Annotated in this window: 19 protein-coding genes; 9 read left to right on the top strand and 10 right to left on the bottom strand. The window is 49.3% G+C overall.

The features are described from left to right. Positions 1-63 precede the first annotated feature (63 nt). On the bottom strand, positions 64-582 hold the full coding sequence (locus DAQ1742_RS20890; protein ID WP_074384638.1) for a DUF2946 domain-containing protein: 519 nt from the start codon (positions 580-582) through the stop codon (positions 64-66). 408 nt (positions 583-990) lie between these two features. On the opposite strand from DAQ1742_RS20890, the gene DAQ1742_RS12950 reads away from it, so the two are divergent. Further along, positions 991-2,559 (top strand): glucan biosynthesis protein G, encoded by a 1,569-nt coding sequence (locus tag DAQ1742_RS12950; protein WP_035341069.1) that lies wholly within the window; start codon positions 991-993, stop codon positions 2,557-2,559. Further along, complete coding sequence (gene mdoH, locus DAQ1742_RS12945) at positions 2,552-5,107, top strand: glucans biosynthesis glucosyltransferase MdoH (protein WP_067486691.1); 2,556 nt, start codon at positions 2,552-2,554, stop codon at positions 5,105-5,107. The genes DAQ1742_RS12950 and mdoH overlap by 8 nt, the downstream gene beginning before the upstream one ends. 218 nt (positions 5,108-5,325) lie before the next feature. Here the strand turns inward: mdoH and DAQ1742_RS12940 are convergent, their stop codons facing one another. After that, positions 5,326-6,252 (bottom strand): Kdo(2)-lipid IV(A) acyltransferase, encoded by a 927-nt coding sequence (locus tag DAQ1742_RS12940; RefSeq protein ID WP_035341071.1) that lies wholly within the window; start codon positions 6,250-6,252, stop codon positions 5,326-5,328. Positions 6,253-6,475: 223 nt separating this feature from the next. Then, positions 6,476-7,573 carry an NADH:flavin oxidoreductase/NADH oxidase gene (locus tag DAQ1742_RS12935; protein ID WP_180706141.1) on the bottom strand — a complete coding sequence of 366 codons (1,098 nt, stop codon included), beginning with the start codon at positions 7,571-7,573 and terminating at the stop codon, positions 6,476-6,478. 190 nt (positions 7,574-7,763) lie between these two features. Here DAQ1742_RS12935 and trhO point away from each other — a divergent pair, with 190 nt between their 5' ends. Further along, a complete protein-coding gene (trhO, locus tag DAQ1742_RS12930; protein WP_035341078.1) occupies positions 7,764-8,819 on the top strand; it encodes an oxygen-dependent tRNA uridine(34) hydroxylase TrhO in 1,056 nt (351 codons plus the stop codon). A 78-nt stretch (positions 8,820-8,897) separates the two neighbouring features. Here trhO and DAQ1742_RS12925 read toward each other — a convergent pair whose 3' ends face one another. From DAQ1742_RS12925 to pyrC, 5 genes are all read right to left on the bottom strand, one after another. Then, positions 8,898-9,476, bottom strand: a complete 579-nt coding sequence (locus DAQ1742_RS12925; RefSeq protein WP_035341081.1) for a YceI family protein — start codon at positions 9,474-9,476, stop codon at positions 8,898-8,900. Positions 9,477-9,502: 26 nt separating this feature from the next. Then, positions 9,503-10,057: a cytochrome b gene (locus DAQ1742_RS12920; protein ID WP_035341084.1), complete on the bottom strand. Its 555-nt coding sequence runs from the start codon at positions 10,055-10,057 to the stop codon at positions 9,503-9,505. Between the two features lie 329 nt (positions 10,058-10,386). Continuing rightward, on the bottom strand, positions 10,387-10,641 hold the full coding sequence (gene bssS, locus DAQ1742_RS12915; RefSeq protein ID WP_035341087.1) for a biofilm formation regulator BssS: 255 nt from the start codon (positions 10,639-10,641) through the stop codon (positions 10,387-10,389). Between the two features lie 290 nt (positions 10,642-10,931). Continuing rightward, positions 10,932-11,174: a DNA damage-inducible protein I gene (gene dinI / locus DAQ1742_RS12910; protein WP_035341090.1), complete on the bottom strand. Its 243-nt coding sequence runs from the start codon at positions 11,172-11,174 to the stop codon at positions 10,932-10,934. Positions 11,175-11,278: 104 nt separating this feature from the next. Further along, positions 11,279-12,322: a dihydroorotase gene (gene pyrC / locus DAQ1742_RS12905; RefSeq protein ID WP_035341092.1), complete on the bottom strand. Its 1,044-nt coding sequence runs from the start codon at positions 12,320-12,322 to the stop codon at positions 11,279-11,281. Positions 12,323-12,500: 178 nt separating this feature from the next. Between pyrC and DAQ1742_RS12900 the strand changes: the two genes are divergently transcribed. Further along, the gene (locus tag DAQ1742_RS12900; RefSeq protein WP_035341093.1) at positions 12,501-12,788 is read left to right on the top strand and encodes a putative quinol monooxygenase; all 288 of its coding nucleotides are present in this window, start codon (positions 12,501-12,503) and stop codon (positions 12,786-12,788) included. Between the two features lie 78 nt (positions 12,789-12,866). On the opposite strand, the gene rne is transcribed toward DAQ1742_RS12900, so the two are convergent. Then, a complete protein-coding gene (gene rne, locus DAQ1742_RS12895; RefSeq protein WP_035341096.1) occupies positions 12,867-16,103 on the bottom strand; it encodes a ribonuclease E in 3,237 nt (1,078 codons plus the stop codon). Positions 16,104-16,681: 578 nt separating this feature from the next. Between rne and rluC the strand changes: the two genes are divergently transcribed. Beyond that, entirely contained in the window at positions 16,682-17,638 is a 957-nt protein-coding gene (gene rluC / locus DAQ1742_RS12890; protein ID WP_035341097.1) for a 23S rRNA pseudouridine(955/2504/2580) synthase RluC, read from the top strand. An 84-nt stretch (positions 17,639-17,722) separates the two neighbouring features. Here rluC and DAQ1742_RS12885 read toward each other — a convergent pair whose 3' ends face one another. Continuing rightward, entirely contained in the window at positions 17,723-18,307 is a 585-nt protein-coding gene (locus DAQ1742_RS12885) for a Maf family protein (RefSeq protein ID WP_035341100.1), read from the bottom strand. Between the two features lie 250 nt (positions 18,308-18,557). On the opposite strand from DAQ1742_RS12885, the gene yceD reads away from it, so the two are divergent. Genes yceD through DAQ1742_RS12865 form a run of 4 tightly spaced genes read left to right on the top strand, consistent with a single transcriptional unit; the run spans position 18,558 to position 21,302 of the window. Then, positions 18,558-19,079: a 23S rRNA accumulation protein YceD gene (gene yceD / locus DAQ1742_RS12880; protein WP_035341103.1), complete on the top strand. Its 522-nt coding sequence runs from the start codon at positions 18,558-18,560 to the stop codon at positions 19,077-19,079. Positions 19,080-19,095: 16 nt separating this feature from the next. After that, a complete protein-coding gene (rpmF, locus tag DAQ1742_RS12875; protein WP_012765199.1) occupies positions 19,096-19,266 on the top strand; it encodes a 50S ribosomal protein L32 in 171 nt (56 codons plus the stop codon). A 26-nt stretch (positions 19,267-19,292) separates the two neighbouring features. Beyond that, a complete protein-coding gene (gene plsX / locus DAQ1742_RS12870; RefSeq protein ID WP_035341106.1) occupies positions 19,293-20,339 on the top strand; it encodes a phosphate acyltransferase PlsX in 1,047 nt (348 codons plus the stop codon). Between the two features lie 6 nt (positions 20,340-20,345). Next, positions 20,346-21,302 carry a beta-ketoacyl-ACP synthase III gene (locus tag DAQ1742_RS12865; protein ID WP_035341108.1) on the top strand — a complete coding sequence of 319 codons (957 nt, stop codon included), beginning with the start codon at positions 20,346-20,348 and terminating at the stop codon, positions 21,300-21,302. Positions 21,303-21,307: the final 5 nt, after the last annotated feature.

The following is a 21,307-nucleotide window of genomic DNA, read 5'->3' as shown; positions in this document are numbered from 1 at the left end:
ACCTATCGGGAATGATTCGATAGATGCAAGTCATGATTGGACACGCGTTCTAACGCGGGCTGATTACCCGTCGGCCAGGCCAGCGTGAGCCATTGTTAATCTTAATCGTGTCGTGAAAGCGAATGAGCAAGACGAGGGGGGAGCACGAGGTTGAGGGAAAAGAGACCAAACATGATAAAAATGGGCTTGATGATGCCTGCTTTCTCGCCCATGTTGTCGCCAGCGTGTGGCAGCAAGGTGCAGTGCGCCGGATATGACCAGCACGGGCAGATAGGTAAACAGCACACAATAGCCACAGGCTGCATGATCCATACCCATTTCGCCCATATGATCGTGGCCCATCATGGACGCAGAGGAAGGCATAGGCAGGGTATGATGATGGGGATGTTGCCCGTGCCCCGATAGGGTGTTGACCGAGTCTGGCAGGGAAAGCGTTACATCGTTTGATGGGCAGGGCTGAGCTTGAACATGATGGTGTGCCCGCAGAAATTGCGAGATTGGTGGTGCGAGAAAGATAGCGAGAAGCGCTAAAATCGCGAGCCACGCCGGAAAACGCGAGCGTCTTAGTTCAAGCAAAGACATCAAGTGGTTGTTAGTATGAGAATGATAATGGATCACATGAAATCATATTACCTGAACCGATCAGGATGGTTAAGGCGATGTTTTCTTTTGAGGGTGTTAAGTAAAAAAAATGCGGCAAGCTTTCCATAAAACATCTATAGCACACCATCGTCCCCAGAAGTTTCTTGCCACTGCTGCCTGGTGAGAGGAGAATTTACCTCCGCGTTATCACAGGCTATTTTTGTGCCTTATCAGGCAGAGAACGTGATAGCGATCGCTTTGTAAAAAGTCCTTCACCCTCATGTACGGGGAAATGTTGTTTAAACGGTGAGCTTTTATGATGACGCATTCTTTTCTCAAGTTGTCGGAAAGCTAACTTATCCTTTAATATGGGTTTTAGTTGATTTAGGCACACATACAGGGGGAGATGTGCTGGTTAATAAATTTAGGGTTAAGCCGCGTAGCGTTTCGCTTCGCTGGATTTCAGCCGCTGTGATGTTGTCGCTGACGTCATTACACGCTTGGGCTTTTTCTATTGATGATGTTGCGCAACAAGCAGAAAAGCTTGCTGAAAAAGGGTATGAAGCACCAAAGAGCAATTTGCCTGCTCAGTTCCGCGATATGAAATTCGCTGATTACCAGCAGATTCGCTTCAACCAGGACAAATCCTACTGGAATTCAGACCAGACGCCTTTCAAACTGCAATTCTACCATCAGGGTATGTATTTTGACGTTCCGGTCAAAATCAACGAAGTAACGGCTACTGAAGTCAATGAAATAAAATATTCCACGGATTATTTTGACTTTGGCTCTGTCAATCATGATGCGGCAACGGTGAAGGATCTGGGATTTGCTGGTTTCAGGGTTCTGTATCCTGTCAACAAAGCGGATAAGAACGACGAAATTCTCAGTATGCTGGGAGCCAGTTACTTCCGTGTTGTTGGTAAAGGCCAGGTTTACGGTTTGTCTGCGCGCGGTTTGGCAATTGATACCGCATTGCCATCAGGTGAAGAATTCCCGCGTTTTCGAGAGTTCTGGATTGAGCATCCAAAACCTGAAGACAAGCATCTGGTGATTTATGCATTGCTTGATTCGCCGCGTTCTGTCGGTGCCTACCGGTTCGTTGTCTATCCTGGCAGTGACAGCATGGTGGATGTAGAGGCGAAGGTTTATCTGCGAGATAAAGTCGGTAAGCTGGGTGTGGCACCGCTGACCAGCATGTTCTTGTTTGGACCTAGCCAGCCATCGCCAACGCTGAATTACCGTCCGGCTTTGCATGATTCAAATGGTTTGTCCATTCATGCCGGTAATGGCGAATGGATTTGGCGTCCGTTAAATAATCCGAAACATTTGTCGGTAAGCACTTACACGATTGAAAATCCTAAGGGTTTTGGGTTATTACAACGTGGTCGTGACTTCTCTGGTTATGAAGACCTGGATGATCGCTATGATTTACGTCCCAGTGGCTGGGTTGAAACCAAAGGCGATTGGGGTAAAGGCCGGGTTGAACTCGTAGAAATTCCAACAGCGGATGAAACGAACGACAATATTGTTGCGTTCTGGACTCCAGAGGCATTGCCAGAGAAGGGTAAGCCGCTGGAAGTCAAATACCGTTTGCACTTCACAAAAGACGAAGAAGCGCTGCATTCGCAAGAACTGGCCTATGTCATGAAGACAATGCGTTCTACTGGCGATGTAAAGCAATCTAACCTGATTCGTCAGCCAGATGGAACGACCGCCTTTTTGGTCGATTTTGTCGGGGGCAACGTGAAGGATCTGGACCCGAATACGCCGGTAGCATCACAAGTCAGTATCGGTGACAACGGTGAAATTGTGGAAAACAGTGTTCGCTATAATCCGGTAACTCATGGTTGGCGTCTGACACTGCGTATGAAGGTGAAAGACAATAAGCAACCGACGGAAATGCGAGCGGCATTGGTCAATGGTGAAACGACATTGACTGAAACCTGGAGCTATCAGTTGCCTGCTAATGAATAAGTCAACTCCTTCTTCCCTCGATTATATCGAGAAATTACCTCTGCCTGCTGGCCAGGCAGAGGGCCTGCGCGAGACGCTATCACAGTCTCAGGATCTCTCTTCGCTACACCAATCACTATCTGGTAACGACACGGCGGTATCGATGCGTTCGCCAGATGATGTGCCATTGGCCTCGGTTCAACGTCGTCTGGAACTGGCGTGGAACGATGGGCTAAATGGGGGTGAACAGCTGGGTAAAGATCGTGAAGGACGCACTGCGTTGCAGGCGATGCCGAAGATTACCCGTGCGTCGATGTTTCCTGATGCCTGGCAGACTAACCCGATGGTGCGATGGTGGGATAACATTAATGGTCGCGTTAAACCGCTTCGCCATCAGTACAAGAGCACCGAAGAAAACGAAGCGGAAAACCGCTGGCGCAAAGTAGGTACACTGCGCCGCTATATTTTGCTGGTGCTAACCCTTTTCCAGACGGCCATTGCTACCTGGTATATGAAAACCATTCTCCCTTACCAGGGCTGGGCGCTGATTGATCCTTTTGCCATGGTGCATCAGGATGTATGGCGTACTTTAATGCAGTTACTGCCTTATGTATTGCAAAGTGGCATTCTTATTCTGTTTGCTGTGCTGTTCTGTTGGGTCTCGGCGGGTTTCTGGACCGCGTTGATGGGATTCCTGCAACTGCTGATAGGTAAGGATAAGTACAGTATCTCTTCAACAACGGTTGGAAATGAGCCCCTCAATCCTGCCCATCGAACCGCGCTCATTATGCCTATCTGTAATGAGGACGTGGAGCGTGTTTTTGCCGGATTGCGTGCGACGTATGAATCAGTGGCGGCAACGGGTGAGTTGGATCATTTTGATATTTATGTTCTGAGTGATAGTAATGATCCTGACATCTGTGTTGCTGAGCAGAAAGCCTGGATAGATCTGTGCCGTGAAGTAGACGGTGCTGGTCGTATTTTCTATCGCCGCCGCCGCCGCCGCGTAAAACGTAAGAGCGGCAACATTGATGATTTCTGTCGCCGTTGGGGAAATCAGTATAGCTATATGGTGGTGCTGGATGCTGATAGTGTGATGAGTGGTGAGTGTTTGACATCACTGGTTCGCTTGATGGAGGCTAATCCCAATGCCGGTATTATCCAGTCTGCGCCAAGGGCATCAGGTATGGATACGCTGTATGCCCGTTGTCAGCAGTTTGCGACGCGTGTTTATGGCCCGCTATTTACGGCAGGGTTGCACTTCTGGCAACTGGGTGAATCGCATTATTGGGGGCATAATGCGATTATTCGGGTAAAACCCTTCATTGAGCATTGTGCACTGGCTCCGCTGCCGGGAGAGGGATCGTTTGCCGGTTCTATTCTGTCTCATGACTTTGTTGAGGCTGCATTAATGCGCCGTGCAGGCTGGGGTGTGTGGATTGCTTACGATTTACCTGGAAGTTATGAAGAATTACCACCCAATTTGCTTGATGAATTAAAACGTGACCGCCGCTGGTGCCACGGTAATTTGATGAATTTCCGGTTGTTTTTGGTTAAAGGTATGCACCCTGTACATCGTGCTGTGTTCCTGACCGGGGTGATGTCTTATTTGTCAGCTCCACTGTGGTTTATGTTCCTGGCGCTGTCTACGGCCTTACAGGTTGTACACACTCTGATGGAACCGCAGTATTTTTTGCAGCCTCGCCAGCTTTTTCCGGTCTGGCCTCAGTGGCGTCCTGAACTGGCCATTGCCCTTTTCTCGACCACATTGGTGTTACTGTTTCTGCCAAAGTTGTTAAGTGTGATTCTTGTTTGTGCCAAGGGCGCGAAAGCTTACGGCGGTGCAGTCAGATTGTTTGCCTCATTACTGATTGAGATGCTTTTCTCCGTACTATTGGCCCCGGTACGCATGCTATTCCACACCGTTTTTGTGGTTAGTGCATTCCTTGGCTGGTCTGTGCAATGGAAATCGCCACAGCGTGATGATGATGCGACCCCCTGGAGTGAGGCTTTTGCCCGCCATGGCTCACAACTGTTACTTGGGTTGGTATGGGCAATTGGCATGGCGTGGCTTGATCTGCGCTTCCTGTGGTGGCTTGCTCCAATTGTATTCTCACTGATCTTGTCTCCGCTGGTTTCTGTGCTTTCTAGCCGAGCCAATCTCGGGCTGGCGTGTAAACGCAATCAGTTGTTGCTGATCCCCGAAGAGTCTGACCCGCCGCGCGAATTGGTGGCGACGGATGAATATTTCCGCCGTAATCGTGAGCGTAAGCTTGAGCACGGTTTTATGCATGCGGTGTTTGATCCTTCAATCAATGCGTTGGCCAGTGCGATGGCAACAGCCCGCCACGGCTTTAGCCAGCCTATTGAGAATATGCGTGAGCAGCGTGTTAACGAGGCATTAGCTCGTAAGCCACAAGATATCGATGGTGCGTTGCGTTTGGCGTTGTTAAGTGACCCGGTTACGCTGGCTCGTCTGCATTATCGTTTATGGAGCCAGCCGGATAGTTATCAAAACTGGCATCATGCCTATCAGGCTCTCCATGCCCCGGTGATAAAAAACATCTAACGAATCAATGATTCAATTTAAAAGCAACGGCTTTGGCCGTTGCTTTTTTTATGCATATTGAATAATCAGGTATCGCATTTTTATTTTGCTGTCTGGCAATATTCCACTGTATAAGACTGCATACCGGCACGACTCTTGATGTTATGATGAATAGCCAATACGGGGTAATATAACGCCCTCTTTCAAAACGAAGCAGTGTGTTACTGTTGCTATGGTCATCAATCTGTATACAAAGAACGTTCGCCCTCTGGCCGGGTTTTAAAACGCCGATGTAGCCACATGTATTGGTCAAGCGCCAGCAGGATATTTTCTTCAATCAGTTTATTCATCCAGGCGGCGGTCGCCTCCTCACTGTCGAGCGGGATATCCAACTGTGCCGGGCGAATGATCAATTCATACCCTTTACCATCAGCTAATCGGCGTGGCACAAATGGCACAATAGCCGGCTTGGCTGTCCGGGCCAGCATATGGCTGCCTACGGTGGTTGCGGCTTTCTCAACTGCAAATAAAGGCACAAAGACACTACTACGTGGGCCATAGTCATGGTCGGGGGCGTACCAGATGATTTCCCCCTGTTTTAGCGCTCGAATCATGCCTTTCAAGTCTTTACGATCTAACATTGATTTGTTGGAACGCATTCTTCCTCTGGTTTGCAGCCAGTCGAGCAGTTTGTTGTCATTCGGACGATAAACACCAATACCGGCATTTTGCATGCCAAAAATGCGCGCCCCCAATTCCAGTGTAAGAAAATGCAAACCAATCAACAGGATGCCATGTTTTTTCTCACGCAGCGGTAGCATGTGTTCAATACCCATTACCGTAAACCAGCGGGCCACACGCCAGTCAGGCCAAAACCATGCCATGCCTGTTTCCATTACTCCCATGCCGACCGATTCGAAATTTTTTATAACCCGTTGCTCACGCTCTTGTTCTGACATATCGGGAAAACAGAGTTGCAGGTTACGATCTGCTATCGCGACACGGCGTTTTAATACCTTCATCGAGAGTCGTCCAAGCCTGGTTCCGATACGATAAATCAGCGGGTAAGGAAGCAAAACGACCAGATAAAGCAGGGCAATGCCGGCCCATGTTGCCCAATAACGGGGGTGTAGCAACGATCGGTTGAAAGAGGGAATGTGTGTCATGGATTCAGTATCAAAAAGCGGCAGTAATGTGCTGATAGTTAACAGGGTAATCAGGGCTCCCTAAGCTCATGGCCTGAGATAGCGTTACCAGATAAACAATACAAGCAGCATTTTTGCTCGTAAATTCAACGTAATATTTATAATAGCACCTGCTGTGTGAGGTTTTTAACGTTTGATGACATTTGCTATAACGTTTCCCCCGCTTTTTCACGAGGGAAGCGGCTTATGATTGACGGAAAAGCCCGCTGGCATAACGCGGTTCACTGCGCCAAAACTGAGGTGCAGTAGTGACCTGGGCTTGCAGTTTTACTGCGGCATGCCAGGGCCACCTTGGATTAAACAATATTGCACGTGCGAGAGCGACGGCATCAGCATCACCGGTGGCCACAATCGCTTCAGCCTGTTCAGGCTCGGTTATTAACCCTACGGCAAAAGTAGTCAAGCCTGTTTCCTCGCGGATCTTTCTGGCAAACGGCACCTGATAGTTAGGGGCTGGGCTTAATCTGTTGCAGGGGGAGAGGCCACCGCTTGAGACATGAATATAATCGCAACCCAGTTGCTTTAACATGGTGCCTAGCGTGATGGATTGAGCCAAATCCCAGCCTGCGTCTACACCATCTGTTGCCGAGATACGTACGCCCACAACCTTATGAGAAGCAACACTTTTGCGAACGGCCAGATAAACATCATGTAGCAGGCGTAAACGGTTTGAGAGTGAGCCACCGTACTCATCGTCACGCAAGTTCGTGAGCGGTGAGAGAAACTGGTGCAATAAATAGCCATGAGCGGCATGAATTTCTATTACATCAAATCCAAGCCTGTCGGCTCTTTTGGCTGAAGCTGCAAAGGCATCGATCAGGTTTTTAATTTGTGCATGGCTCATGGCAACAGGCGGAATATCATCAGGATGATAAGGCTGCGCTGAAGGGGCTAAGGTTTGCCAGCCACCTTGCTCCGGAGAAAGGAATGCCCTGCCAGCCCACGGGACACAGGTTGAGGCTTTTCGCCCGGCATGGCTAAGTTGTATACCAAGCAGTATGGCTGAATGTTTACGAACTGCGCGAATAATCGGCAGCAAGGCTCGCTCAGTATCATCATCCCACAACCCCAGATCCTGCGGTGAGATTCGTCCTTCAGGTGTGACTGCTGTTGCTTCAATGATGAATAAACCGGCACCAGAGTGCGATAACGTACCAAAGTGCATCATATGCCATTCGGTTGCTTTGCCATTTTCAGCCGCATACTGGCACATAGGGGCGATAATTATACGGTTAGGGAGCGTCAGGTTTCCCAGCGTTAATGGGCTGAACAACATACTCATAATGATGACTCCTCTCTTGCGTGGGCAGATTAAAAATCAGACGTGCTCTCACCATGCTTTGCTGACCAGATTGCTCGTGCGCTGACAGTCTGGTCTTTCATCGTGTATGATGCGGCACCTAATTGATACGTAACATCACTCCAACACCATATTAACGTCATTCCCCTCAATTAAAACAGGACAGTACACCATGCCAGTGTTACATAACCGTGTTTCCAATGAGGAACTGAAAGCGCGCATGCTTGCCGAAACCGAGCCTCGCACCACAGTCTCCTTTTATAAATACTTTCAACTCGATGATCCGCATGCGTTTCGTGATGCGCTATATATCGCATTGATGGAGCTCAAAGTATTTGGACGTGTCTATATCGCCAGAGAAGGCATTAATGCACAGGTCAGTGTGCCGGCGAGTCAGTTTGAAGGGTTTCGTGACCGGCTGTTTCTGTCACATCCTTCTCTTGATGGCGTCCGTCTTAATATTGCTCTTGAGGATGATGGTAAATCATTCTGGGTGCTGCGGATGAAAGTTCGTTCACGTATTGTTGCTGATGGTATCGATGATGAAAGTTTTGACCCGAGCCGGGTAGGGCAATATCTGCAAGCGGAAGAGGTTAACCGTATGGCGGAAGACCCACAAACTGTGTTTGTGGATATGCGTAATCACTATGAATATGAAGTCGGACACTTTGAGAACGCCATTGAAATTCCTTCTGATACCTTTCGTGAGCAGTTGCCTATGGCGCTGGATAAGCTGGCAGATAAACGAGATAAAAATATTGTGATGTATTGCACCGGTGGGATCCGCTGTGAGAAAGCCAGCGCCTACATGCTGCATCATGGCTTTCGTCATGTCTATCACGTAGAGGGGGGGATTATTGAGTATGTGCGTCAGGCAAGGGAAAAAGGATTACCGCTGAAGTTTATTGGCAAAAATTTTGTTTTCGACGAACGCATGGGCGAGCGGGTTTCGAATGATGTCATTGCACATTGTCATCAGTGTGGTAATCCCTGTGATAGCCATACGAATTGCCGCAATCAAGGTTGCCATTTGCTATTTATTCAATGTGCCCAGTGTTCAGAAAAATATGCAGGATGCTGTAGTCTTACCTGTCTGGAAGAAACAACATTACCCCAGGCCGAACAGCGTGAACGGCGTAAAAACCGAGAAGTGGAAATGAAAATATTCAATAAATCAAAAGGGCGATTGAACATGACATTAGGTATTCCTGTACCTGATGAGAAATAACTATCGCTGAAGGCATTGGCCCGGAGTATTATGCTCTGGGCCAGATTGTTTATTTATAGCAATAGCGCAGTTGAAAGGTTATTTTTGACGAATACCTTCTACTGAAATAATCAACTCTACGGTTTGTGAGGCAGGGCCAAGATCGGTATTAATATTGAAGTCTTTCAGTTTGATCTCGCTTTCAGCTTCAAATCCCGCACGGTAATTCCCCCAGGGGTCATTACCCTGGCCAATGGCTTTCGCTTCCAATATTAACGGTTTTGTGATGCCATTTAATGTCAAATTACCTGCGATTTTTAGCTCATCCCCCTCTTTTTTGACCTCACTTGAGGTAAATGTGGCCTGCGGATATTTTGCGGAATTCAAAAATTCAGCGCTGCGGATATGTTTATCACGTTCTGCATGATTTGTGTCCACACTGTTAGTATTAATAGTGACATTGACTTTATCTGCCGGGGGATTATTTTCATCAAATGTGAAGGTTCCATCAAAGTCCTTGAATGTGCCATATAACCAACTGTACCCAAGATGCTTAATTCTGAATTGAATAAACGCATGCTGACCTTCTTTATCAATTTTATACTCTGCCGCCTGAACTGTACCGGCAAGGATAAATAATGAAGCCAGAGTGATACCTAAAAATTTTTTCTTTGACATTGGTTTTTCCTTTAACCAGAGAGGGACTAGTCGGTATTTCGGCCTAACATCCGCTTTAACGTACTGTCACGATCAATAATATGGTGTTTTAACGCAGCCAGCAGATGAAGAACCGATAATATCACCACACTCCAGGCGAGATATAAATGCAAAGCACCGGCTATATCAGCCTGACCTGGAATTCCACTGAGTGTGGCGGGGATAGAAATCCAGCCAAAAACAGAGACAGCCTGGTTTTCAGCAGTGGAAATTAGATAGCCGCTAATCAAAATACCAAATAAGAGCAGATACAGAAAAATATGCGCCAGTGTTGCACCTATTCGTGTTACTGCTGAGTAACTGGATAACGGCTTTGGAACGGGAGAGAACCAGCGCCATATGATGCGGAAAAGCAGGATTACAAAAAGTAAGGTACCAATACTTTTATGTATGTCTGGCGCTTTATGATACCAGGGATCGTAATAACCCAGTCCGACCATCCATAAACCAAGTGCAAACATACCATATACAGTAGCAGCCGAGAGCCAGTGCAGAAAAATACTCACATATCCATATCGGGTTGACGTATTACGCCAAATCATTATCGAGTTCCTTATCGAAGATGTATGTCCAGAATAAAAATAAACATCATGATACATAAAATCAATAAAAAATTATCATGATTAAATGTTGTTTTGTTATATCAATAAAAATGATGATATGAGAAATAACGCATTAAATTTTCATGTGTAAGATTGTTTTTTTAAAAGTTATTTTTGGGTTATTAACGCATGTTATTTCTTTATCTTGTTTTATTTTAAATAGACTTTTATTGATTGTAGATATCGTGTTTTCAACCAACGGCGTGATGACACCCCGTAAGGGGTGTCATGCACAAAGATTAACGAAGTATGGTGGAATATTAAAAATACTAATGCTTTAGATAATCAAGAGGATGACATTCTTTAGATTCAATTTTGGCAATACCCGCCTCAAGAATAGAGATGAGCTGTTTTGCCACATCAGTGGTTAACCACAATGTCCGGTCAACGTGCGCCTCATCAGGGGCCTGATCCGCTGTAGAAAGATAATGCAAGCGGATCATCATGGCGTCATAACTGTCAACGGTGCTGATATCCCAGCCGACAAGCGGGTGCGTCTGAATAATTTCATTGTTTCTGTCCATAAATCCCCCTTATTAACTAGTGACTACCGTGAGTGACTAAACGAGGTTTAAGGCGGCTCTTGTCAATGAGCTATATCAGTATATCCCTGCCAGATTCATTTATGGAAATTAAATGTAAAAAAACTCAAATGGATGTGCTGGTTAATGACCATAATCATCGCAAAGAAAGGCGGTAAGAAACACGAATCCGTCTGCGCAACTGTTGTTTCCAGACCCGTTCATTGCAATAACAGTCAATTGCAGCCAAACGCGCCACACAAAAACAGGAGGGGAGCTGCTAACAATGAACGCTACTCGTTTTGTATAAACCAGTCGTCAGCACTTTCCCAGGTTTCTTGTAAGAGCTCCGATATCCGTTCCTTATCTTCTTTACTGCCTCCCAGCACGCTGAGATTGTTACTGGCAGCATAACGTACCTGAACGGAGGTCTCTGGATAGTGGCAATGAATGCGCCGACTGAATTCACCGGTTAACGCATCCAGGGCACCCGCAGGAAGGGTGAGAGTTTTTGCTATCGTCAGTTCAACACGCATGATGGTCTCCTTAATGCACTGTTTATTTATACATGTTTTTTTAGGAAAGCAATAGCAGTGGAAAGGAAAATAGCGCTCTCTGCCTGGCAGAGAGCGACGGGCTATCAGGCTATAGACCAGTTAAGGCTCTGGCCGGCCAGAAAAGGCACAATGGTGTCATCATCAATAGTAATTTCTGCCGGAAACTGTTCTGGTGTACGGTGTAAAACAATGCTCTCTTCGTTAACGGGTAATCCATAAAATCGCGGGCCATTTAACGAACAGAAGGCTTCCAGCTTGTCTAACGCGTTCATTTCCTCAAATACCGTAGCATAAGCACCTAATGATGCCTGTGCATTGAAAACCCCCGCACACCCACAAGATGACTCTTTGCGATGTTTACTGTGAGGGGCTGAATCCGTACCAAGGAAAAATTTCTCGCTGCCACTGACGACCGCTTCACGCAATGCCTGCTGGTGAGTATTCCGTTTTAGAATCGGTAAACAGTAAAGATGTGGGCGAATACCGCCGACCAACATATGGTTACGATTAAACATCAGATGCTGTGGGGTAATGGTTGCGGCGACAAACCGATCGGCGGATTGCACGTACTGTGCGGCCTCTCGGGTTGTTATGTGTTCAAATACTACTTTGAGTTCAGGAAAGTGTGCTCGTAGTGGCATCATGATGCGTTCAATAAAGCGGGCTTCGCGATCGAAAATATCAACTTGCGGATCGGTGACCTCACCGTGAACCAGTAGTGGCATCCCGAGTTTCTGCATCGCTTCCAGTATCGGGTAAATGGTTTTGATATCAGAAACACCGTGGCTGGAGTTGGTGGTGGCGTGTGCCGGGTACAGTTTGGCCGCAGTAAACACCCCCTGCTGATGGCCTGAAATGATTTCATCTTTGTTCAGGAATTCCGTTAAGTAGCAGGTCATTAACGGTTCAAAGCGGTGTTCTGTCGGTACGGCAGATAAAATTCGCTGACGGTACGCCTCAGCCTGCGCAATGGTTGTGACAGGCGGCGTCAGGTTCGGCATGACGATAGCCCTGGCAAACACCCGGCTAGTATAAGGGAGTACGGCTCTGAGCATCAGATCATCACGCAGGTGAAGATGCCAGTCGTCGGGGCGACGAATGGTAAGAGTAGTGGGCAACGGGGTCATGACAAGCTCCGGCGGTCAGTAAATAACGTCCCTGAATCAGGGCGTGATACGGCGGGGAATAAGCATAAGCGGAAAAAGTTGTGAATGCATCCCGTTTGTTGTGAAAAGGTTGAAATCAGCCAAAGCTTGGCGTTTTATGGTGAGATTCGTCGTTAATTCATATCAAAGGAGAATGAAGATGGAAATTCGTATTGTTGCCAGTGTTCAGGCTAAGCCGGAGTTTGTTGATGATGTGGCCGTTGCCGTCCGGCAAGTGGTTGCCCCAAGCCGTCTGGAAGAAGGTAATTTGCAGTATGAGTTGCATGAAGAACTGAATAAAACAGGGGCATTCGTCTTTTTTGAGCGCTGGAAAAATCAGGAGGCAATAAAAGCGCATGAGCAGACAACGCATTTTCAGGCATTTGTGGCTCAACTGGAAGGAAAAATCGAAGGTATAGATATTAAGCAGCTCAGTACCATTGCCTGAATAATGAAGCCCGCATAATAGCGGGCTTCATCTTTACAGCGTAGCGCAGAAACAAGCCCCCTCAACAGGGGGCATCGTTTATTCGCTTTCCGGGCGTGTTGCTGGTGCGCTGGCATGATGCTCAGCTGCATGACCACCTGCAGAACCTTTGCCACTAAAATCAAATACCGGGCGTTGCCAGTGGCTTACCCGCGGGGCTTCTGGCACGTAAGCTGGTGCAGGCGCTCGTGTCATCGGAGCACTGGCGTAGCGCAACGGAGCAACAACAGCCGATGGCGTATTGGTACTCTGCTGCGTTTCAGCGGCATGGCTTTTCAGCGCTGGTGTCACGACCGGTGATGAGGTGTCTGCAACGTCTGCCTCGACAACATGCGGCTGATGTGCTGTCACCGTTTCGGCCTCAACAGCCGGTGTGGCATGAGTAAGCTCTGTTTCTGACGGTGTTACGTTGACGGTGTCTATTACCGAGGGGCTGACATCAGATGACACCGTAGCTACAACCGGTGTTACCGGCGTTTCGGCATCGGCTGCTTTGCTGTGCTCCTCTTCGGATATCTCACCAGCCCGTGCTGCTTCCTGTTCGGTTGCCACCGGTTCTGCCAACGACGGCGTGGCTTCAGCAAGAGCAAGAGGCGAGGGTTCATTGTCAGGCGTTACAACCTGTACCAGCGTATCGACCTTAGTCAGTGCTACTGCTGCTGCCTGCTGCGAGGATAATTGCCCGACGGCCTCTGTCGCCTGAATATCCGTACGTTCAGTTGTCACCGCCTCCGTGATTTCAGGTTGCTGAGGCTGGACTACCGGGTAACGCACCCACACTTTGCCTGATGCCATCTCTGGAGCCGCAGATGCCTGAGCCAAAGGCATTGGCGATTGTGCCGGATAACGCTCATCGCGATAACGACGACGGCGCTGACCACTCACGCGCAGGTGGCGTGGTGAACGGCGAGAGCGGCGAGGTAAGCCATTTTCACGAGCGTTTTCCGTGCTGCTGGTTTCACTTTCCGTTTCGCTAACGTCCGCTGCTTGTTCGGGCTCTGGTACCACAGTCGGCACTACGGGCAGGGCGATAGCCTCTGGCTGAGCTTCGATCGGCGGAACAGAGGTTGCGGCATCGCTATTTGTTTCATCCTGCACCCGCACTTTCTGGGACAGATTTCGACGCTGGCGGCGAACCATGACTGGTGCCGGTTTTTCCTGCTCTTGTGGCTGAACCTCTTCAACTTCAGTCTCTGTCAGCGTGGTATTGAGCTCTTTTACATCGCTCTGAGCCTGACGCTTCTCTTCCTGACGACGGCGCTGGCGATCGGCTCGTTGCTCGCGGCGTTGCTCATCTCGAGCGGTGCGATCCTGAGCCTGAGCGTCATCTGATGGCGTTACGTCAGCCACGGCATTTGGTGATTGAGGGCGCTTATTACGACGCTGCTCATCGCGTTCGCGTGGTTCGCGTGTACGCTCGTTGCCATTGCGTTCACGTCGGTTAGGCTGACGACGGTTGTTGCGACGCTCCTGTTTCTGCTGCTGTTCACCAGATTCAGTGGTGTCCTCACCTGATGCCTGTGGTTTCTCTTCTGCCGGAGCGCTGAACAGTCCTTTTAGCGCGCCAAACAAGCGGCCAAACAGGCCTTTATCGTTAGCGACCGGGTTGCTCTCAGGTTGAGCTGCCGGGGCTTCAGCGGCTGTCGGTTGGCTGTCAGTTGGTGGAATGTCCGGAATAGCAAACGAAACCAGCGCGGGTTGTTCGGGTGCACGGCGTTCAGCTGTCTGCTCCTCCGTTGTCGTCTGGGCTTCAGATTCCAGCAACTGCGGTAGCATGTAACTCAGCGTTTGTTTTTCTTCACCTTTGCGGACACGGACGACGGCATAATGCGGTGTCTGCATACCATCATGCGGCACGATAATTGCCTTTACGCCACCCTGGCGCTTTTCGATAGCATTGACGGCTTCTCGTTTTTCGTTAAGCAAATAAGAGGCAATGGGCACCGGGACGATGGCATGAACTTCACGCGTATTTTCTTTGAGCGCTTCTTCTTCAATTAACCGCAAAATAGACAGCGACAGGGATTCATTATCACGAATCGTTCCTGTGCCGTTACAGCGCGGACAAACGTGATGGCTGGATTCGCCCAGTGAAGGGCTAAGGCGCTGGCGAGACATTTCCAGCAGGCCAAAACGGGAAATACGGCCTATCTGGATACGGGCCCTGTCCTGCCGTACTGCATCACGCAACCGGTTTTCCACTTCGCGCTGATGGCGAACCGGCGTCATGTCGATAAAGTCGATAACAATCAGGCCACCCAGGTCGCGCAGGCGTAACTGGCGGGCAATCTCATCGGCTGCCTCCAGATTGGTGTTGAATGCTGTTTCTTCGATATCGCCACCGCGAGTGGCTCGGGCTGAGTTGATATCAATCGCAGTCAAGGCTTCAGTGGTATCAATGACAATAGAACCACCGGAAGGCAGGCGAACCTCGCGCTGGAAAGCAGACTCGATTTGCGATTCGATTTGATAGTGGCTAAACAGCGGGATTTCACCGGTGTACAGTTTAATTTTGCTGCTGAAATCTGGGCGACCCAGTGCGGCGATGTGTTCCTTGGCCAGTTCAAGAATTTTCGGGTTATCTATCAGGATTTCGCCGATGTCAGGACGTAAATAGTCTCGGAATGCGCGAACGATGACATTACTTTCCTGATGAATAAGAAACGGTGCAGAGCGGCCTTCTGCCGCTTTCTTGATGGCTTCCCAGTGTTTTAGGCGAAAGGCTAAATCCCACTGTAAGGCCTCAGCGGATTTGCCCACGCCAGCGGTGCGCACAATCAGTCCCATGCCTTCAGGCAGCTCCAGTGAACCGAGCGCCTCTTTTAATTCTGTTCGGTCATCGCCTTCGATACGGCGAGAAATACCGCCAGCACGCGGGTTATTGGGCATTAAAACCAGATAGCTGCCCGCCAGACTGATAAAGGTGGTCAAGGCCGCGCCTTTGTTTCCGCGCTCTTCTTTATCCACCTGAACGATAACTTCCTGACCTTCGCGCAGTACGTCCTTGATATTGGGGCGTCCGTGAGCGTTGTAGTGGCTGGGGAAATATTCGCGTGCGATTTCTTTGAGAGGGAGAAAGCCATGTCGCTCTGCGCCATAATCAACAAAAGCGGCTTCGAGACTGGGTTCTATGCGGGTGATTTTGCCTTTGTAAATGTTTGCCTTTTTCTGCTCATGACCGGGACTTTCAATATCCAAATCATACAGCCGTTGACCATCAACCAAGGCAACACGCAACTCTTCCTGTTGAGTTGCGTTAATCAACATTCTTTTCATCGTACTTAACTCGTTATTTTTACTTGCATTATTGATAAGAGCAGCGGGTGAACGCGGTGCGTGACCGGAGGGGACCGATGGCCTCGTGTCTTATCGCAGGTGCGTCAACCTCACGGTTGTCGCCTGCATAGAGGCGCATGTTTCGGTAGCCTGTATTTCCTGATGGAATACAGCGCATTTACTGCGGGAATAGCTTCTGAAAATACGTTGCCAGATCTGATTCCATATGCCGGCCAAGCTGTCAACCACAGCTCGCTAACTGCCTGATTATTCAATACGTCTTACGCCATTGCTGCGTTTATGAGTAATCCGGCAAAGATAATAATTCCGCAATTTCCCTTGTTTTATCGGAAATCAGCACGGAAAGCCAAAGCATTATTCCATTGCTGATACATCAATAGCAAGGTGACTGCCTGCCAATATGAAGATTATTGTGCTGTTTTTAATCAAACTGACGCATCTTGATGCTAATGACAGAGTGAGTCATTGCAGCAACGTCATCTTCATAAGTCAGACTGACAGTTAAGCATAGAAAAAGATGTGGCGCTATCGGTGAGTGCTCTTTAAAATTCGCCTTCATGAAAACAGAGAACCCAACCGTACAGTTTCTGACAATTTCCGCCGAGGAATCTGGTCAGCGAATCGACAACTTTTTGCGCACCAGACTGAAAGGTGTGCCAAAAAGCATGATTTATCGCATCTTGCGTAAAGGCGAGGTGCGGGTTAACAAAAAGCGCGTTAAGCCTGAATATAAATTGCTTGATGGTGATGAATTACGCATTCCCCCTGTCCGACAGGCAGAACGTGAAGATGCTCCAGTCTCAGCCAGTCTGGGGAAAGTTTCTGCGCTGGCTGAGTGCATTTTATTTGAAGACGACTATTTGTTAATTCTTAATAAGCCTTCAGGGACAGCGGTCCACGGCGGAAGCGGGCTGAGCTTTGGGGTGATTGAAGGTTTGAGAGCACTTCGCCCGGACGCGCGCTTTCTGGAATTAGTGCATCGCCTGGATCGTGATACTTCAGGCGTGTTGCTGGTGGCGAAAAAACGCTCGGCGCTGCGCTCACTGCATGAGCAATTGCGTGGCAAAGGAATGCAAAAAGATTATCTGGCGTTAGTCCGAGGGCAGTGGCAATCACACTGTAAAACGGTTCAGGCCCCACTGCTGAAAAATATATTACAAAGTGGTGAGCGCATTGTGCGTGTCAACAGTGAAGGTAAGCCGTCTGAGACGTTGTTTAAAGTAGAAGAGCGCTTTGACTGTGCCACACTGGTGCGAGCCAGCCCGGTGACCGGCCGAACCCATCAGATTCGCGTACATGCGCAATATGCCGGTCATCCTATCGCGTTTGATGACCGCTATGGCGATCGTGATTTTGATACACAACTGGTAGATACCAGGCTCAACCGTTTGTTTCTTCACGCTCAGGCATTGCGTTTTGAGCACCCCCACAGCGGCGAAACCATGCGTATCGAAGCGCCGCTCGACCCCATGCTGCGCTATTGCCTGAACGCATTACGTCAGCGCCAGCAATAACGCTCAGTGATGGATAACACAAGCCCTGGGTGACGATTCAGGGCTTGTGGTTATCAGGTTGATCTGAGGACGTGCCCGGGCGGATTAAGGCCGTAACGGGTTAACACCTTCATCACGTAACAATGCCAGCAATGCTATGAGCGGAAGTCCAATCAGCGTATTTGGGTCACGCCCGACCAACCGGTCAAACAACGTGATACCAAGCCCTTCGCTTTTAAAACTGCCGGCGCAGTCAAAAGGGGTGTCGGTATCAACATAGTGCTCTATTTCCGCTGAACTGAGCGGGCGAAAATAGACCTCAAACGGTTCGACAACAGATTGCAGCCGGTCTGTCGCACTGTTAAACAGCGTCAGTCCGGTATAAAAAGTGACGCAGTTGCCACTGGCGAGACGTAACTGGCGAAGCGCATTCTCTCTGGTATGTGGTTTACCGGTGATGTTGCCTGCCAGCACGCAAACCTGGTCGCAGCCAATGATCAGATGATGAGGGTAGTCGTTAGCCAGCGCCCGTGCTTTATCGGTGGCCAGCCGCTGAACCAGGTCGCAGGCGCGTTCATCTGCTATCGGTGTTTCATCGGTATTGGGGGGCGCACAAAGAAAAGGCAGGCCAAGTTTGCGCAGTAATGCCTGTCGATAAGGTGAGGTGGATGCAAGCACCAACGGATACATTATATGTTAGCCTCGGTAATCTCCCACGCTGTGGCGCGATGAGCTATGTCATCGCTGGATAGCGCGCCACAAAATCGTGATCCCTGCAACCTGGTGCAGGAGGAGTAGGGTGTAATCAAGAAATGCATTTTAAACTTTACTGTGCTCTGGAAGCCAATCGAGGTGGCCGACAGTAAATTTTCGGGAAAGTCCGCGCTTGACCACCTTTTTCTTTGACTCTCCGTCGTTACGACGTTAATATGCGCGCCCTATGCAAAAGGTAAAATTACCCTTAACCCTTGATGCGGTTCGCACTGCTCAAAAGCGTTTAGATTATGTTGGTGTCTATGCCGCTGAACAGGTGATGCGTGTTGCCGAGTCAGTGGTGAGTGTGGACAGCGATGTAAACGCGACGCTATCGTTTGGCATTGACAGTCAAAGGCTGGCAGTGATTGACGGACAGGCTGACGTAATGGTGACGTTACGGTGTCAGCGCTGTGGCAAGTCTTTCGAACATCATGTGCACACCTCGTTCTGTTTTAGCCCGGTCATCAATGATGAGCAGGCCGAAGCGTTGCCGGAAGCATATGAGCCTGTCGAAGTCAATGAATTTGGCGAGGTTGATTTGCTGGCAATGATCGAAGATGAGTTAATCCTCTCTTTGCCTATTGCACCGGTGCATGATTCTGAACACTGTGAAGTGTCCGAAGCGGATATGGTGTTTGGTCAGTTGCCCGCCGAGGCGGAAAAACCGAATCCATTTGCCGTATTAGCCAGTTTAAAGCGTAAGTAATTAAGGAGTAAGGTCCATGGCCGTACAACAGAATAAACCTAGCCGTTCCAAGCGTGGTATGCGTCGTGCTCACGATGCGCTGACCACTTCCGCTGTATCCGTAGATAAAGTTTCTGGCGAAACGCATCTGCGTCACCACGTCACTGCGGATGGCTACTACCGCGGTCGCAAGGTTATCGCTAAGTAATTCCTGCGATTTAGCAAGGAAAAACTTTGACGCGCCTAACCTTGGCGTTAGATGCAATGGGCGGGGATTTTGGTCCCTGCGTCACAGTGCCTGCATCATTGCAGGCACTGGCTTCTAATCCAGATCTCCATCTTTTATTGGTGGGTGATCCTTCCGCGCTTACCCCATTACTTGCCAAAGTCGATTTCTCCCTACTTTCCCGTTTGGACATTGTTCCTGCCGAATCGGTGATCGCGGGTGATGCACGCCCATCTCAGGCTATCCGCGCCAGTCGGGGTACGTCTATGCGTATCGCCCTGGAGTTAATCAGAGACGGGCGGGCACAGGCATGTGTGAGTGCGGGTAATACCGGCGTGTTGATGGGGCTGGCAACGTTGCTGATCAAACCCGTTGACGGGATTGACCGCCCGGCACTGGTCACATTATTGCCGCATCAACAGCATGGAAAAAGTGTTGTTTTGGATTTGGGCGCGAATGTGGCGTGTAGCAGCACCATGCTGGTGCAATTTGCCGTGATGGGGGCTGTCATGGCAGAGGAAGTGCTTGGATTGGCACACCCACGGGTCGCTTTACTCAATATTGGTGAAGAAGAAACGAAAGGGCTTGCCAGCATCCGTGATGCCGCAGCACAGCTAAAAGCGATGCCATCAATCCACTACATCGGCTATCTGGAAGGTAATGAATTACTGACGGGTAAAACGGATGTCATGGTCTGTGACGGTTTTGTGGGTAATGTCACATTAAAAACCCTGGAAGGTGTAGTGAGAATGTTTTTGTCCCTGCTAAAAGGGCCATCGGGTAAGGGTGTCGGGCAACAAACACGGTCGTGGTGGTTGCGTTTTTTAGGGCGTTGGGTACAAAAACGTCTGGCAAAACGCTTTGGGCACCTGAACCCTGACCACTATAACGGTGCATGTCTGTTAGGATTACGTGGAACTGTCATAAAAAGCCACGGTGCAGCGAATCAGAATGCGTTTGCAATGGCCATTGAACAGGCGGTGCAGGCAGTGCAGCGGCAACTTCCCGAGAGGATTGCGTCGCGACTAAAGGCTGTATTACCCAAGAGTGACTAAGCGTACATGTATACAAAGATTATCGGAACGGGCAGTTATTTACCCGCGCAAATCAGGACGAACGCTGATTTAGAGAAGATGGTGGATACGTCGGACGAGTGGATAGTCACTCGTACCGGTATTCGCGAACGCCGTATCGCCGCACCTGACGAGAATGTTGCGTCTATGGGTTACCGGGCTGCGCAGAATGCACTCGACATGGCGGGAGTGGACAAAGAACAGGTGGGACTGATCATTGTTGCCACGACGTCGTCCAGTCATGCGTTTCCCAGTTCAGCCTGTCAGATCCAGCAGATGTTGGGGATCAAGGATACGATAGCCTTTGATCTTGCGGCCGCCTGTGCGGGCTTTACTTATGCGCTTAGTGTCGCTGACCAATATGTAAAAAACGGAGCGGTAGACTACGCGCTGGTGATTGGCTCCGATACCCTGTCAAGAACGTTGAATCCTGAAGACAGAGGCACATTAATTCTGTTTGGTGATGCAGCCGGAGCCGTATTAGTCGGGCGTTCGGAAGAACCGGGTATTCTCTCTACACATCTGCATGCAGATGGTCGTTATGGCAGTTTGTTGGCACTGCCATATGCCGACCGCCATGAGCATGAGTCGCAATCGGCCTACCTCTCGATGGCAGGCAATGAAGTCTTTAAAGTGGCCGTAACGGAACTGGCGCATATTGTTGAAGAAACGCTGGATGCCTCGGGTTTGGATAAAAGTGAGCTGGACTGGCTGGTTCCTCATCAGGCCAACCTGCGTATTATCAGCGCGACGGCTAAAAAGCTCGCCATGGGGATGGATAAAGTGGTGGTCACGCTGGACAGACATGGCAACACCTCGGCGGCGTCTGTTCCCTCTGCGCTGGATGAAGCCGTTCGTGACGGTCGGATTCAGCGAGGCCAGCTGATTTTGCTGGAAGCGTTTGGTGGCGGTTTCACCTGGGGCTCTGCTCTGATTCGTTTTTGATTATT

It is taken from the genome of Dickeya aquatica, from assembly GCF_900095885.1.
GTDB lineage: Bacteria > Pseudomonadota > Gammaproteobacteria > Enterobacterales > Enterobacteriaceae > Dickeya > Dickeya aquatica.
This window is presented reverse-complemented; position numbering and strand designations above follow the sequence as displayed.